Below are 14,676 nucleotides of genomic sequence, written 5' to 3'. Positions count from 1 at the left end.
CTCCAAATTTCCACCAGTATGCCGTGGCAGACATTCTGTCACCACAGCCGCAATACCACTGGCGATCTGCCGGTTCCCTGCCTTATGCTGGGGCATCTTCTGGAACCCGCTTTATGTACCGCTTTCAGCTACGCCCCGCCACCACCGATGACCTGGACGCCCTCACCGCGCTGGAACAGCGCTGTTTCTCATCGGACCGTCTTTCCCGACGCAGCTTTCGTAAATGGCTCAAACGCCAACACAGCGGCCTGATTATCGCCGTTGATGATGACAATGCGCTGGCAGGCTATGTGCTGGTGCTGTTGCAACCGGGCACCCGCCTGGCGCGACTCTACTCCATCGCCGTGGATCCGCAGCAACGGGGACGCAATCTGGGGGAAAAACTGATGGAAGCTGCAGAAGACTACGCCCTGCTACAGCGCCGCCCCTACCTGCGTCTGGAAGTGCGCAAGGATAACGCTGCCGCTATCGCCCTGTACGAAAAGCGCGGCTACCGCCTTTTTGCCCAGACCCCGGATTACTACGAAGACCACCAGGATGCCCTGCGCTACCAGAAGCGCCTCCTCTTCCTGCCCGATAACGCGGAACGGCTGCATTTGCCCTGGGTGCAGCAGACCACGCCATTCACCTGCGGGCCGGCCTGTCTGATGATGGCTCTGGCGGCGCTCAAGCAGCAACCACCCAGCACCACCGAAGAACTGTTGCTGTGGCGCGAAGCCACTACCATCTTCATGACCGCCGGTCACGGTGGTTGCCACCCCATGGGGTTGGCCCTGGCCGCTCGTCTGCGAGGCCTCGAAGCGCGTGTCTGGTGCAATCAGACCGGCCCGCTGTTTGTCGATTCGGTCCGTGACCCTGAAAAGAAGGCGGTGATCACCACCCTGCACAACTATTTCGTGGAGGCCTGCAAGGCTCAATCCCTGCCGGTCTGTTACGAGGATTTCAGTGCCGCGGACCTGGACGACGCCATCACCGCCGGCAACATCGTGCTGGTGCTGATCAGCACCTGGCGCCTGGATGGCCGCAAGGCCCCGCACTGGGTCGCCATCAGTGGCAGCGATGAGGAATGCTTTTATATTCACGACCCGGACCCGGGCGAGGACCAGGTCCCCCTGGACTGCCAGCATGTGCCGATCACCCGGGAAAAGTTCGACCAGATGCGCAAGTACGGCCAGGCCAAACTGCGCACGGCGGTGGTGTTGAGTGTTTAGCCTGGTGTTGGGGGGTATGGTTTTTACCACAGAGGGCACAGAGTCACAGAGGTAAAACCTGATCCCTCCTGCGGCGCGTTAGCATGAAATAATTCTTCCCACGAACTTCAACCCTAGTGTTTTCTTTTTCTCAGTGAAATCTGTGCCCTCTGTGATAAAAAATGTTTTTCCTGCCCCAAAGAGGCAGACACAAAAAAGCCCGCGCAAGGCGGGCTTTTTGCCGGAAGGCGTGAATCACATCTTCATCACGTCCTTGCCCAGGGCAGCGGCTTTTTCACCGTCCACCTTCTGAGTGTTTTCCTCACACTTGCCTCGGTCACCACCGCAGATTTCGCAGCCTTCTTTCATACCCAGAGTGGCCAGGCCACCACAGGAGCCCTTGATCGGCTTGTTGGAGAGAATCACGCCGACCGCCATGGCCGAGAAAAGCAGGCCGATAAAAATCACTGCGGCCATAATGGTCATCAACATGTTATTTCTCCTCCACGATTGCATCGAAGGCAGGCGTGGAAATTTCTTCTACGCCCTCACCTTTTCTGACAATAAAAAACACGGCCAGTTCGTGCTGTTTGGCAAACGCCATACCTGCCTCCGGGCCCAGCACGGTCATGGCAGTGGACAGACCGTCCGCCATCATGGCGCTTTCGTGCAGCACCGACACCGATGCCAGCATATGATCCACAGGATAACCGGTTCTCGGATCCAGGGTATGTGAATACAGTTGCCCATCCGATTCGAAGAAGTTGCGGTAATCGCCACTAGTGGCCACGGCCATGTCTTTGAGAACCACGACCTGTTCCACTTCCCGCACACCGGCAATCGGGCGCTCCACGGCTACCCGCCAGGGCTGACCATAGGGCTTTTTACCACTACCGCGCAACTCGCCACCCACTTCCACCAGATAGTTTTTCAGCCCCTGGCTTTCCAGCAGTTCTGCCACCTTGTCCACGGCAAAACCTTTGGCAATGGAGGACAGGTCCACATACGCCTCACCAGGCTGCAGCAGCTCATTGTCATTCAACAACAACTGTTGCCAGCCAACGCGCGCCATGGCGGCGTTGATTTCGTCCGCTGACGGCGGCTCAAAACGGTCCGGGTCCGGGCCAAATCCCCACAGATTGACCAGTGGCCCCACCGTTACGTCATAGGCCCCGCCAGTTTTTGCAGAAATACTGAACGCCGCAGACAGAACCTTGACCGTATCCTCCGGCAACGCCATCAGCGTGCCGGCGTCAGCCGCATTGAAACGACTCAGATTAGAGTCCGGCCGATAGGTGCTCATTTCTGCGTTGACCTGCTCCAGGGCGGCTTCGATATCCGCTTTCAGATCGTCTATGCCTTCCTTCGGCGTACCGCTGAACTTCACACTCCAGGTAGTACCCATGGTCGGGCCGCTGAGAACAGACAGGCGATTTTTGCTGTCGTCACAGGCGGTGAGCAGTGCAACGGAAAGAACGACAAAAGCAAAAACGAGACGGGCCATACCTGTAATCCAAGGGAATTCAACGTTCTGCAGGAAACACTCTGGCAAAGGCCAACGTGAGGCGAACCTCACTACTCGGAACTTGCCGTCCCGTTAGCCATGCAAGCATAGCTCCTACATAATAAAAAAGGCTTAACAACAAAACGCCGACCCGCAGGTCGGCGTTTTTGGTGTTATCCGCCGAAGTCATCCAGCAGGATGTTTTCCGGTTCTACACCCAGGTCATCAAGCATCTTGATTACCGAGGCGTTCATCATCGGCGGCCCACACATGTAGTACTCGCAGTCTTCAGGGGCCGGATGGTCCTTCAGATACTGCTCGTACAGCACGTTATGGATAAAGCCGGTGAGTCCGTCCCAGTTATCTTCGGGCTGGGGATCAGACAACGCCAAATGCCATTCGAAGTTGTCGTTCTCGTCGGCCAACAGGTCATATTCATCGTTGTAGAACGTCTCACGCCAGCTACGGGCACCGTACCAGAAGCTGATCTTGCGCTTGGAATTCAAACGCTTGAGCTGATCGAAGATATGGCTGCGCATGGGCGCCATGCCGGCACCACCACCGATGAAGACCATTTCCGCATCGGTCTTCTTGGCAAAGAACTCGCCGAAGGGACCGAACACGGTGATCTTGTCACCCGGTTTCAGGTTGAAGACGTAGGAGCTCATGATCCCGGGCTGGATATCCTTGGAACCCGGAGGCGGAGTGGCGATCCGGATATTGAACTTGAGGATGCCCTTCTCTTCCGGATAGTTCGCCATGGAATAGGCGCGAATCACTTCCTCGTTGTTCTTGCAGTTCAGATCGAAGAAGTTAAAACGCTCCCAGTCACCGCGGTACTCTTCGCTGATATCGAAATCAGCGAATTTCACGTCGAACGGCGGCGCTTCCAGCTGTACATAACCACCAGCGCGGAAGTCCACGTTCTCGCCTTCCGGCAGCTTCAGCGTCAGCTCTTTAATGAAAGTGGCTACGTTATCGTTAGCGATAACCTCACACTCCCATTTCTTCACACCGAAGAACTCTTCCGGCACTTCGATCTTCATGTCCTGCTTCACGTTCACCTGGCAACTCAGGCGCCAGCCGTCGCGAATCTCGCCCTTGGTGAAATGCCCCTCTTCGGTAGGCAGGATATCACCACCACCTTCCAGAACCTGACACTTACACTGGGCACAGGTGCCACCACCGCCACAGGCGGAAGACAGAAAGATACCCTGGTTGGCCAGGGTACCCAGCAGCTTGGCGCCAGCCGGGGCGTCGATGGATTTTTCTTCATCACTGTTGATGTTGATGTGCACGTTCCCGCTGGCTACCAGCCGGGAGCGCGCCACCAGGATCACCGCCACCAGTGCCAGCACAATGGCGGTGAACATGACCACACCGAGAATAATCTCAAAACTCATGATTCAACCCCTTCGCTTACAGCTGCACGCCGGAAAAAGACATGAAGCCCAGAGACATCAGCCCCACGGTGATGAAGGTGATGCCCAGACCTTTCAGGCCGTCCGGCACGTCGCTGTACTTCAGCTTCTCGCGAATACCGGCCAGCAGCGTAATCGCCAGCGCCCAGCCAACCCCGGCACCCACGCCATAAACCATGGACTCCCCAAAGCTGTAGTCCCGCTCCACCATGAACAGTGACGCACCCAGAATGGCGCAGTTCACGGTAATCAGCGGCAGGAAGATACCCAGGGCGTTGTAGAGACTGGGCACATATTTATCCAGGGTCATCTCCAGGATCTGCACCAGCGCGGCGATAACGCCGATGTAGCTGAGCAGGCCCAGGAAACGCAGGTCCAGGCTGGCCAGGGATTCAATCCCGGTCCACGCCAGGGCGTTCTCGTCCAGCAGGTAGGTAAGGATCAGGTTATTCACGGGCACGGTGATGGTCAGTACCACTACCACCGCAACCCCCAGACCGATCGCGGTCTGGATCTTCTTGGACACGGCAATAAAGGTACACATGCCCAGGAAGAAGGCCAGCGCCATGTTTTCAACAAAGACGGCGCGGACGAACAGGCTCAGATAATGTTCAAACATTACTCGTCTCCGTTAAAACGCGTCGCTGACACGGGTGTGTGGCTTCATTTTGAAGGTATCTTCTTCTACCTGCTCAGGCTTCCAGACCCGGATCGCCCAGATGAACAGACCGATCAGGAAGAAGGCGCTGGGCGGCAACAACATCATGCCGTTGGTCACGAACCAACCGCCGTCAGCGGCCTTGGTCAGGATCTGGTGTCCGAACAGGCTGCCGGCGCCCAGCAGTTCACGAATGAAGCCCAGACCCAGCAGGATCACCGAGTAACCCAGACCATTACCCACACCATCCAGGAAGGACGGGATCGGCGGGTTCTTCATGGCGAAGGCTTCCGCCCGGCCCATCACGATACAGTTGGTGATGATCAGCCCCACGAACACCGACAGCTGCTTGGAAATGCCGTAAGCGTAGGCTTTCAGGAACTGGTCCACCACGATTACCAGCGAGGCAATAATGGTCATCTGCACAATGATGCGGATGCTGGACGGAATGTAATTGCGAATCGAGCTGACGAAAAAGTTCGAGAACGCGGTGACGGTGGTCAATGCAATACACATCGTCACCGTCGTGCTCAGGTTACTGGTTACCGCCAGGGCGGAGCAGATACCGAGGATCTGCAGCGCGATGGGGTTGTTGTCGAAAATCGGACCTAAAAGGATGTCCTTCGTTTTCTCCGCCATTACGCGTCTCCTTCCTGCTGTTCGACCACTTCACCTTGCTGCATGCGCTTGAGGTAAGGACCGAAACCGTTTTCACCGACCCAAAAGCGCAGCAGGTTACTGACACCGTTGCTGGTCAGGGTCGCGCCGGCAAGGCCATCCACCTTGTGTTCGGCGTTCGGCGTCTTGCTGTCCACGGCGCCTTTGACCACCTGGATTTCTACTTCACCCTGCTCACCATAAAGCTTTTTACCTTCCCACAGGGCTTTCCATTTCGGGTTGTCCACTTCGCCGCCGAGGCCAGGGGTTTCGCCGTGTTCATAGAAACCCAGACCGGAAACGGTGTTGGCATCCGGCTCCAGGGCCAGGAAACCATACAAGGTGGACCACAGGCCATAGCCATGCACCGGGAGGATGATGCGGCTCAGGTCACCGTTATCACCGCGGGCAAGGAACACTTCTGCAACGTTCGCCTGGGATTTGATACCGGCAATATCCTCTTTCCCGCTGAGGCGTTCGGACCGCTGGGGGTCCTTGGCTGCCTTGCGCTGGTCATAGGATTCCGGCATCTCTACGTATTCACCGGTGTCGATGTCAACAAAGCGGCGTTCAATGCTTTTGAATACCTCGTTCACATCCACACCGGGCTGGTACAGACCAGCGGCCTGCAGGATGTTCATGCGTTTGTCCAGCAGCTGGTTCTTGCTCTGTACCGGTCGCAGGCTTACCGCAGCGGTGGCAACCACCACACCGCAAACCACACAGACCAGAAAGGCAACCAGCAGCGTTTTGCCGACACTTTCTTTATTTGCTGACATTTACACTTCTCCCCCGGTCCGGCGCAGGCGGCGACGAACATTCGCCTGCACAACAAAGTGGTCGATCAACGGCGCACACAGGTTGGAGAACAGGATGGCCATCATCACGCCCTCCGGGAACGCCGGGTTCACCACCCGGATCAATACGATCATGACACCGATCAGCGCACCGAAGATGTACTTGCCCACATTGGTCATGGAGGCCGACACAGGGTCAGTGGCCATGTAGATCATGCCGAAGGCAAAGCTGCCCACGGTCAGGTGCCAGTACCAGGGCATGGCGAACATGGGGTTGGTAGCTGAGCCCACCGCATTCAGCAGAGTGCTGAGCGCCACCATGCCAAGGAATACACCCAGTACGATGCGCCAGGAGGCCACTTTGGTGAGCAGCAGCGCCGCGCCACCAATCAGAATCGCCAGCGTTGATGTCTCACCGATGGAGCCCTGAATACCGCCCAGGAAGGTCTGCATCCAGCTGATGTTGGCACCGGCATCGGCAGTCAGATTGCTGGCAAAGTCCAGTTGACCGGCAGCGGCCAACGCCAGTGGCGTCGCCCCGGAGAAGTTATCCACCGCGGTCCATACCGCATCCCCGGACATTTCTGCCGGATAGGCGAAGAACAGGAACGCCCGCCCGACCAACGCCGGGTTGAGGAAGTTCTTGCCGGTACCCCCGAACACTTCCTTACCGATGACCACACCGAAGGAAATCCCCAGGAACACCTGCCACAGCGGGATAGACGGCGGCAGAATCAGGGTAAACAGGATACCCGTCACGAAGAAACCTTCGTTCACTTCGTGGCCGCGCTTCCAGGCAAACAGCCCTTCCCAGATGAAACCACCCAGATAGACCACAAGCAGAATAGGCACGTAATAGACCATGCCGTGAAGAAGGTTGGACCATAAACTGGCCGCATCAAACCCTGCCAGGGCCATCACCAGATCACTGCGCCAGCCGGGAATCGGGCTGAAGCCTTCAGCGATTTGCAGGTTGGCCTGATAACCGGTGTTCCACAGCCCGAACAGAATCGCCGGGAAGGCGCAGAACCACACCGTCATCATGATCCGTTTCAGATCGATACCATCACGTACATGCGCAGAGGACCGGGTCACCGAATCCGGGGTGTACAGCATGGTGTCGAACATTTCGTAGAAGGTGTAATACTTCTCGAACTTGCCACCCTCGTGGAAATGCGGGGCGACCTTGTTGTCCAGAAAACTTCTCATGCCCATGCTCAGCTCTCCGCTTCAATGGTGGTGAGATTGTCGCGCAGAATCGGACCGTACTCGTATTTGCCCGGGCACACGAAGGTACACAGGGCCAGGTCTTCTTCCACCAGCTCGAGCGCGCCCAGTGCCGTGGCACTGTCGGTATCACCAACGATCAGCGCACGCAGCAACTGAGTCGGCAGGATATCCAGCGGCATCACTTCCTCGTAGGCCCCCACCGGCACCATGGCCCGCTCGGAACCGTTGGTGGTAGTGGTGAAGTTGAAACGCTTGCCCGGCATCAGCTTGGACAGGTAGATGTTCAGCACCGAGAAGCGATTCACGCCCGGGGAGATGTACCCCAGCAATTCGCGTTTATGGCCTTCGCACAGCGCCGTTACCTGGTTACCGGTGCGGCTCAGGAAAGCCACCGGCCCCTGGGCATTATGGCCGCCAAAGACGGAGCCACTGATCAGGCGGTTGTCACCTTCTTTCAGCTCACCCTGGGCGAAGTCGTCGGTGCTGGCACCCACACGGGTACGCAGGGAACGAGGCGTTTTCACCTGTGGGCCGGCCAGAGCCACTACCCGGGAGGAGTAGATCTTGCCTTCGGTGAATAATTTCCCGATGGCAATCACGTCCTGATAACCCACAGACCAGACGATCTTTTTCAGGCTAACCGGATCCAGGTGATGAATGTGTGTACCCACATTGCCCGCCGGATGTTTGCCGGCAAAGGCTTCTTCACGGACCTGGCCGCCGGCGAAGCTCGGCAGATCGGTGTTGGCGCCACGACATACCCATACCGGGCCATCGGTAAGACGGCTCAACACGGCAAGACCGTGACGGAAAGCCTGTTCGTTTTCCTTGATCACCAGTGCCGGCTCCTGGGCCAGCGGGTTGGTATCGAGAATGGAAACGAAAATGGAATTCGGGGTGCTACCCGGTGCCGGTACCTTGCCGAAGGGGCGAGTCCGCAACAAGGTCCACTCGCCAGAGTCCACCAGCTGCTGCTGAACCGCTTCACGGTCCAGGCCGGCTAGCTGATCGGCGCTGAAGGAATCAAAGGTGACTTCGTCTTCCTGCTCGGCCACTTCAATCACTACCGATTGAAGGACGCGCTTGTGGCCACGGTTGATAGCCACCACCTTGCCAGCGGCAGGAGCGGTGTATTTCACACCCTCGGTTTTCTTGTCCGTGAAGATCAACTGGCCTTTCTTGACCACGTCTCCCTCGCGGACCTCCATGGTGGGTTTCATGCCCACATAGTCACCGCCGAGCACGGCAACAGAACGAACCTGGTGGCCTTCCTCAATCGCCTGGCGCGGTGCACCAGTGATGGGCAGATCCAGGCCCTTCCTGACTTTAATCATAGTTTCTCGCCCACGTTGCGTGTTGCTGAAGTCGAGGCACATCCGCCTGCAAGCCCCGAAAAGCGGGAAATGCCGTGGATGTTCGCTAAAACCGGAATTTGCACTTGGGAGCCGGCAACAAGCCGGCGGCGCCATTATAAAGACGCACCTGCCCGTTCGCCAGCACCGTGCGACCCGTCTTTCGTCGCACAGAACCACTTTGGTGCAAAAGAAAACCCGGTGATGCACCGAAAAAAAGCCCGCAGCGCGGGCTTCTTTTCAAACGCAGTTCAGTCTTTCGGGTACGCCGGGTATTCCACTCCGGAGATCTGCTGCAGGATACGCAGTACCTGGCAGCTGTAACCGAACTCGTTGTCGTACCACACGTACAGTACGCAATGACGCCCACTGACAATGGTAGCCTCCGCATCAATCACGGAAGCGTGACGGGAACCCACGAAGTCGGTGGATACCGCATCCGGGCTGCTCACGAAGTCCACCTGACGCTGCAGCGGAGAGTGCAGGCTCACCCAACGCAGGTACTCGTTGAGCTCTTCCAGGGTAGTTTCTTTGCCCAGGGTCAGGTTGAGGATCGCCATGGACACGTTCGGCGTCGGCACCCGGATGGAGTTGCCGGTGAGCTTGCCCTGCAGGGACGGCAGCGCCTTGGCAGCAGCCGTCGCCGCACCGGTTTCGGTCAGCACCATGTTCAGGGGAGCGGAGCGACCACGACGAGGACCTTTGTGGAAGTTATCCAGCAGGTTCTGGTCGTTGGTGTAGGAGTGCACGGTTTCCACGTGGCCGTATTCGATGCCGAACTTGTCTTCCAGGGCTTTCAGTGGCGGCACGATGGCGTTGGTGGTGCAGCTGGCAGCGGAAATGATCTTGTCGCTGTCTTCGATCATGTCATTGTTCACGCCATGAACAATGTTTTTCATATCACCCTTACCCGGTGCAGTCAGCATCACACGGGCAACGCCCTTGCACTGCAGATGCTGGGAAAGGCCTTCAGAATCACGCCACTTACCGGTGTTGTCGATCACCACGGCATTGTTGATGCCGTACTCGGTGTAATCGATGGAAGACGGATCGCTGGAGTAGATCACCTTGATGAAGTTGCCGTTGGCGATGATGGCGTTTTCGTCTTCATCCACGGCGATGGTGCCGGCAAACGGGCCGTGCACGGAGTCACGACGCAGCAGGCTGGCACGCTTTTGCAGGTCGCCCTTGCCAGATTCGCGCACCACGATGGCCTTCAGGCGAAGACCATCGCCGGAACCCGCTTTCTCGATCAGCAGACGGGCCAGGATACGGCCGATACGGCCAAAACCGTACAGCACCACGTCCGTGGAGCTGGGCTCTGGCCCCTTGTTATTGACCGCTTCAGCCAGCTCTTCACGGACATAGTCCTCAATGGACAGGCCGCGATTATCTTTCTTGTACTCTACCGCCAGTTTGCCGATATCAATGCGGCAGGGGCCCAGGTCCAGCTTGTTCACTTCCTGCAGAACCGGGAAGGAATCCACCACAGACAGCTCGGAATCTTCGACCTGCTTGACGAAACGATGGGCTTTCAGGATCTGGATAACAGACTTGTTGACCAGGGAGCGGCTGTAAACTGTAGTAGTGATGTTCTTTTCGCGATGCAGCTTGCCGATCATCGGGATCATGGCTTCTGCGATTTCTTCGCGGTTCTTCCAGCGTCCGAAGTGGTCTTCCAGTTTGTTCACGGAGATGCCCCTCTCAGGTTGGGTTCGGGTGAAGAAAACCGTGGCTGGCACCGAAATGCCCGGTTTCTACGTTCACCGGCGGTGGAGTTTGGGGCGCGAATAATATCGCCAAACGCCGCGTTTATCCACCCAAATGGCGGGGATATTACGGTTTCACGGACATGGGAGTCTCTGCACAACCCCTTGCATGCTCAGTCTTTCAGGCTGGCCCGTACTCGTCGTTGCGCTTTTGAAGGTGTATGTCCATCCATCGAAAAAGCGCAACGACGAGTACGGGCCAGCCTGGAAGACCCGGAGGGCGTGTCCTGAAGCGCACATCTGCTGCGCCTTGCCTCTAGGAAAGGAAACCACCCTGCCCGTCGAGACAAGACACAACATCTGCACGCTTCAGGCCACGCTGAGTACGCAAGGGGTTATGCAGAGACTCCCAAAGCTTTCACACGTTCACGCAACACCGGCAACACCTCCTCCTCGAACCAGGGCCGCTGGCGCAGCCATAACCGGTTTCGCGGGCTCGGATGAGGCAGGGGGAAGTAGCCATGCTGCAGGGCCCGGGCGAAATCACGAACATTGTCAGACAGGGTCTTGCCCGGCTCCGGCAGGTAGTACTTCTGGGCGTACTGCCCCACCAGCAGGGTCAGCTGCAGATCCGGCAGCTCCGCCAGCAACTGTTCATGCCACTGGGGGGCACATTCCGGGCGGGGCGGCAGATCGCCCCCCTTGCCGCGGCCCGGATAACAGAACCCCATGGGAATAATGGCAATGCGGTTTTCGTCATAGAAGGCCTCCCGGTCCATTTGCAGCCAGTCGCGCAGCCGGTCCCCGGAAGGATCATTCCAGGGAATGCCGGTTTCATGGACCCTAGTGCCTGGCGCCTGCCCCACGATCAGCAGCCGGGCCCCCTCCCCGGCCCGCACCACCGGGCGCGGCCCCAGGGGCAGATGGGCCTCACACAGCCGGCAGGCCCTCACCTCCTCCAATAAAGGAAGCAGCCGGCTCATGCCGCCGGGCTGTCCGAGCGGTGCAGACGCATCAACCCTTCCTGGGCCACCGAGGCCACCAGGGTGCCATCTTGGCGATAGATGGATCCGAAGTTCATGCCCCGGGAGCCGCCAGCAAAGGGGCTCTCGCTGCGATAGAGCAGCCATTCATCAATGCGGAAATCTCCGTGGAACCACATGGCGTGGTCGATGCTGGCGCACTGCACATGGGGCTGCCAGAAATTCATGCCGTGGGGCAGCATGGCCGTGCCCATCAGCCCGAAATCCGAGCAATAGGCCAACAAGGCACGCTGGGTCATGGGGTCGGCGTCCACCGAATCGACCACCTTAAACCAGACCTCCCGCAACGGCGGTTCCGGCTGGGAAGAAATCGGATCACGGGGTGTCACCGGGCGGAACTCTACCGGCCGGTCTTGCAGAAACGCCTCGCGATACTGTTCCGGCAACCGGGCCACCAGCTTCTGTCGGGCTGCCTCGTCATTCTCCAGACCTTCCGGACCGGCCACCTCCGGCATGGGCACCTGATGGGCAACGCCCTCTTCTTCAACCTGATACGACGCCGCCAGCGAGAAAATCGGCCGGCCATGCTGGATAGCGTTGACCCGGCGGGTAGTAAAACTCCTGCCGTCTCGAATGCGGTCCACGTCATAGACAATGGGTTTGGTGAAATCCCCGGCCCGCAGAAAATAGGCATGAAGAGAGTGCACCGACCGGTCCGTCGGCACGGTTTTCGAGGCCGCCAGCAACGCCTGCCCGGCCACCAGGCCGCCAAACACACTCTGCTGGCCATTGGCCTGGCTCTGACCTCTAAACAAATTATTCTCGAGCTGTTCCAGATCAAACAGCGTCATCAGCTCCCGAACCGATGCATTCATAGACGTATCCTCAGCGCAAAACACAATCAATAACGGATCATGGTAACCGCAAGCCCGCTAAAATTTGAGGTCAAATCACGAATCGGCTCAACCTGCCGGGGTTCTGCGCGGGCGCAGAGGCAGCCCAGGGAATTAACAACACCATTGTGGTCTCGTCCCCCTGCTTGCCACAACGCCAGAGAAAACATCACTTTTAGCGCTTGTTTGAACTGAGTCACACTGTTTACTATATGCACAAATAGACAAAGGGGGCGCCTAGATCGCCTTCGGGGGGACAATTCGATGTTTCAGCTTCTTCGCGGTGGCCTGGCGGCCATGGCGCTCTGCATGTTGCTTTTCTCTCAGGCCGTGCAAGCCACCGTTCCATCACGCCTGGTCATACAAGGCTATCTCAGCGATCGCTCCAGCCAGTTGCCCCTGCATGGCACCTACACGCTGACCACAACCCTTTACGATCTATCCGGGCGGACGACCGACTACCAGAATGATGGAGGGACCAACACCGATCCCCTCGGTCTTGGCGCAGTCCTCTGGACCGAAGACATGACCGTCAGCGTTGAGAACGGCCGATACAGCCTGGTGTTGGGTGATAGCGACAGCAACCCCCTGCCCGATGACCTGCTGGAAAGCAATCAGGTAGAACTGGGGCTGGCGATTAATGGCGACAGTGAAATGTCTCCGCGCCTTGTCGTCACCACCGGCAGCGTGCCCTATGCCCTGCAGGCCCGCGAAGCCGAGCAGGTCAACGGGGATATCACTCCGCGCACGGTAAGCGTCGCCGATCAGCTTTTGATCAATGAAAATGGTGAGTGGGTAGGCCCGGACAGCGGCTTGGTCGGCCCCAAAGGTGACACTGGTGAAGCCGGCCCCACTGGGCCCCAGGGTGAAGCTGGACCACAAGGCATCGCCGGCCCCATTGGCCCCAAAGGCGAGACTGGCAGCCAGGGCCCCATCGGTCCTATCGGCCCCAAAGGGGATACCGGTAATACAGGCCCACAAGGCGCAGTCGGACCGCAAGGTATCGCTGGGCCCACTGGTCCTAAAGGCAACACTGGAGACCAAGGCCCCGTTGGACCTATCGGCCCCAAGGGCGATACCGGCAATCAAGGACCTCAGGGTGAAACCGGCCCGCAAGGCATCGCCGGCCCCGCTGGACCCATCGGCCCCAAGGGCGATACCGGTGATCAAGGACCTCAGGGTGAAGCCGGACCGCAAGGCATCGCCGGTCCCGCAGGACCCAAAGGCGACACAGGTAACCAGGGCCCTATAGGGCTCACCGGCATGACCGGCCCAGCCGGCACATTCAGTACCAGCAATGTAGCCCAGAAGGCCTGCACCAGTGCGACAAGCTGCCAATGTGACAGTGGCGTGGTACTGGCCGGTGGCGTTCAGTGTGCCAGCAATAGCTACATTACCAACAGCTACCCCAGTGCCGCCGGCGCCTGGAGCGGCAGTTGCGAAACCTGGCAGACTGGCGCGGCCGCCACGCCTACCGCCATTACCATCACTTGCGCGGTAGCCAACTAATGGCTATCACGCGACGGCAGTTTATCGCGGCAGGCGGCGCGGCCGGGATACTGCTCAGCACACCCTTGGTCGCCGGCACCACGGCAGCCCGCGTGGAACTGGTCAGTGCAGCGCGGGCGATTGCCCTCGGCGAGAACCAGCGGCTGCAGATCACCGACCATGGCCGCCAAGCCCAGTGGTATCGCAACGGCAGCACCATCAGTCTAGACACCGGCGCTCCCCACGAAACCCGCATCGTTGCCGCGGCCCTGGATGGGGATAACGCTGTCCTGCTGGACCGCAGCCAGCGCCGGCTAAGCTGGTTCCGGCCCGACGGTAGCCAGGCCCGCCATATTGATCTGACCGATCTGCAGGAACCTGCCGACTTTGTGCTCCATGGTGACCACGCTGTGATCGCGGATGTACACGGCCATCGCCTGATGCGACTGCATCTGCGCAATGAAGCCAGAGTCTGGCTGCAAAGCGACCGGCCCCTGAATGGTCCCACCTCTCTGGCCAAAACCGCAGAGCGCATCACCCTGCTCACCCTCGGCGATCGGCGGCTGCATCACTTCAACCTGGCAGGCGACAGCCTGGGCAGTGAAGTCAGCACATTAACCATGCCCAGCGGTTTGACCGCCGTGAACGACCAGCTATTGATCATGGATCGTTGCCAGAAGCAGCTCTGCTGGGCTGACCGAGCTACACCGGTACTGGCACTCCCCCAAACCAGCGCCCAGCAGCTGGCTCATCTGAGCTGGCAACCGGGCAGTAACCTGCTGATCAGCGTGTGA

At 58.6% G+C, this 14,676-nt stretch carries 14 protein-coding genes; 3 read left to right on the top strand and 11 right to left on the bottom strand.

Going from position 1 to position 14,676, the window contains the following annotated elements; translation table 11 throughout:
• The first annotated feature begins 113 nt into the window (after positions 1–113).
• Positions 114–1,211: a peptidase C39 family protein gene (locus ACMG4N_RS09690; RefSeq protein WP_414431446.1), complete on the top strand. Its 1,098-nt coding sequence runs from the start codon at positions 114–116 to the stop codon at positions 1,209–1,211.
• Positions 1,212–1,445: 234 nt separating this feature from the next.
• Here ACMG4N_RS09690 and nqrM read toward each other — a convergent pair whose 3' ends face one another.
• The 11 genes from nqrM to tesB form a co-directional block, all read right to left on the bottom strand.
• Positions 1,446–1,682 carry a (Na+)-NQR maturation NqrM gene (nqrM, locus tag ACMG4N_RS09685; RefSeq protein ID WP_198030647.1) on the bottom strand — a complete coding sequence of 79 codons (237 nt, stop codon included), beginning with the start codon at positions 1,680–1,682 and terminating at the stop codon, positions 1,446–1,448.
• A 1-nt stretch (position 1,683) separates the two neighbouring features.
• On the bottom strand, positions 1,684–2,694 hold the full coding sequence (locus ACMG4N_RS09680) for an FAD:protein FMN transferase (protein WP_414431444.1): 1,011 nt from the start codon (positions 2,692–2,694) through the stop codon (positions 1,684–1,686).
• A 173-nt stretch (positions 2,695–2,867) separates the two neighbouring features.
• Complete coding sequence (gene nqrF, locus ACMG4N_RS09675; protein WP_297762923.1) at positions 2,868–4,097, bottom strand: NADH:ubiquinone reductase (Na(+)-transporting) subunit F; 1,230 nt, start codon at positions 4,095–4,097, stop codon at positions 2,868–2,870.
• A 16-nt stretch (positions 4,098–4,113) separates the two neighbouring features.
• Entirely contained in the window at positions 4,114–4,734 is a 621-nt protein-coding gene (gene nqrE / locus ACMG4N_RS09670; RefSeq protein WP_297762920.1) for an NADH:ubiquinone reductase (Na(+)-transporting) subunit E, read from the bottom strand.
• Positions 4,735–4,746: 12 nt separating this feature from the next.
• Complete coding sequence (locus tag ACMG4N_RS09665) at positions 4,747–5,412, bottom strand: NADH:ubiquinone reductase (Na(+)-transporting) subunit D (RefSeq protein ID WP_297762918.1); 666 nt, start codon at positions 5,410–5,412, stop codon at positions 4,747–4,749.
• A complete protein-coding gene (locus ACMG4N_RS09660; protein ID WP_035247256.1) occupies positions 5,412–6,209 on the bottom strand; it encodes a Na(+)-translocating NADH-quinone reductase subunit C in 798 nt (265 codons plus the stop codon). The genes ACMG4N_RS09665 and ACMG4N_RS09660 overlap by 1 nt, the downstream gene beginning before the upstream one ends.
• A complete protein-coding gene (locus tag ACMG4N_RS09655; RefSeq protein ID WP_414431442.1) occupies positions 6,210–7,442 on the bottom strand; it encodes an NADH:ubiquinone reductase (Na(+)-transporting) subunit B in 1,233 nt (410 codons plus the stop codon).
• A 2-nt stretch (positions 7,443–7,444) separates the two neighbouring features.
• Positions 7,445–8,791 carry a Na(+)-translocating NADH-quinone reductase subunit A gene (locus ACMG4N_RS09650; RefSeq protein WP_297762913.1) on the bottom strand — a complete coding sequence of 449 codons (1,347 nt, stop codon included), beginning with the start codon at positions 8,789–8,791 and terminating at the stop codon, positions 7,445–7,447.
• Between the two features lie 269 nt (positions 8,792–9,060).
• Positions 9,061–10,500, bottom strand: coding sequence for a glyceraldehyde-3-phosphate dehydrogenase (locus ACMG4N_RS09645; protein ID WP_084573447.1), 1,440 nt, complete (start codon positions 10,498–10,500; stop codon positions 9,061–9,063).
• A gap of 413 nt (positions 10,501–10,913) precedes the next feature.
• Positions 10,914–11,501 (bottom strand): uracil-DNA glycosylase family protein, encoded by a 588-nt coding sequence (locus ACMG4N_RS09640; protein ID WP_414431440.1) that lies wholly within the window; start codon positions 11,499–11,501, stop codon positions 10,914–10,916.
• Complete coding sequence (tesB, locus tag ACMG4N_RS09635; RefSeq protein WP_035247246.1) at positions 11,498–12,376, bottom strand: acyl-CoA thioesterase II; 879 nt, start codon at positions 12,374–12,376, stop codon at positions 11,498–11,500. The genes ACMG4N_RS09640 and tesB overlap by 4 nt, the downstream gene beginning before the upstream one ends.
• Positions 12,377–12,658: 282 nt before the next feature.
• Between tesB and ACMG4N_RS09630 the strand changes: the two genes are divergently transcribed.
• Both ACMG4N_RS09630 and ACMG4N_RS09625 read left to right on the top strand, forming a co-directional pair.
• A complete protein-coding gene (locus tag ACMG4N_RS09630; protein ID WP_414431435.1) occupies positions 12,659–13,903 on the top strand; it encodes a hypothetical protein in 1,245 nt (414 codons plus the stop codon).
• Complete coding sequence (locus ACMG4N_RS09625; protein WP_414431434.1) at positions 13,903–14,676, top strand: hypothetical protein; 774 nt, start codon at positions 13,903–13,905, stop codon at positions 14,674–14,676. Before ACMG4N_RS09630 ends, ACMG4N_RS09625 begins: the two co-directional genes overlap by 1 nt.

Source organism: Alcanivorax sp. IL2 (assembly GCF_047495475.1).
Classification (GTDB): Bacteria; Pseudomonadota; Gammaproteobacteria; order Pseudomonadales; family Alcanivoracaceae; genus Alcanivorax.
Note: the sequence above shows the minus strand (reverse complement) of the source record. Positions and strands in the feature narration are given on the sequence as shown.

Bases quoted from the DNA above. Each gene is read 5' to 3' on its own strand.
- ACMG4N_RS09690 (WP_414431446.1), top strand. From the start codon at position 114: ATGTACCGCTTTCAGCTACGCCCCGCCACCACCGATGACCTGGACGCC.
- nqrM (WP_198030647.1), bottom strand. From the start codon at position 1,682: ATGTTGATGACCATTATGGCCGCAGTGATTTTTATCGGCCTGCTTTTC.
- ACMG4N_RS09680 (WP_414431444.1), bottom strand. From the start codon at position 2,694: ATGGCCCGTCTCGTTTTTGCTTTTGTCGTTCTTTCCGTTGCACTGCTC.
- nqrF (WP_297762923.1), bottom strand. From the start codon at position 4,097: ATGAGTTTTGAGATTATTCTCGGTGTGGTCATGTTCACCGCCATTGTG.
- nqrE (WP_297762920.1), bottom strand. From the start codon at position 4,734: ATGTTTGAACATTATCTGAGCCTGTTCGTCCGCGCCGTCTTTGTTGAA.
- ACMG4N_RS09665 (WP_297762918.1), bottom strand. From the start codon at position 5,412: ATGGCGGAGAAAACGAAGGACATCCTTTTAGGTCCGATTTTCGACAAC.
- ACMG4N_RS09660 (WP_035247256.1), bottom strand. From the start codon at position 6,209: ATGTCAGCAAATAAAGAAAGTGTCGGCAAAACGCTGCTGGTTGCCTTT.
- ACMG4N_RS09655 (WP_414431442.1), bottom strand. From the start codon at position 7,442: ATGGGCATGAGAAGTTTTCTGGACAACAAGGTCGCCCCGCATTTCCAC.
- ACMG4N_RS09650 (WP_297762913.1), bottom strand. From the start codon at position 8,791: ATGATTAAAGTCAGGAAGGGCCTGGATCTGCCCATCACTGGTGCACCG.
- ACMG4N_RS09640 (WP_414431440.1), bottom strand. From the start codon at position 11,501: ATGAGCCGGCTGCTTCCTTTATTGGAGGAGGTGAGGGCCTGCCGGCTG.
- tesB (WP_035247246.1), bottom strand. From the start codon at position 12,376: ATGAATGCATCGGTTCGGGAGCTGATGACGCTGTTTGATCTGGAACAG.
- ACMG4N_RS09630 (WP_414431435.1), top strand. From the start codon at position 12,659: ATGTTTCAGCTTCTTCGCGGTGGCCTGGCGGCCATGGCGCTCTGCATG.
- ACMG4N_RS09625 (WP_414431434.1), top strand. From the start codon at position 13,903: ATGGCTATCACGCGACGGCAGTTTATCGCGGCAGGCGGCGCGGCCGGG.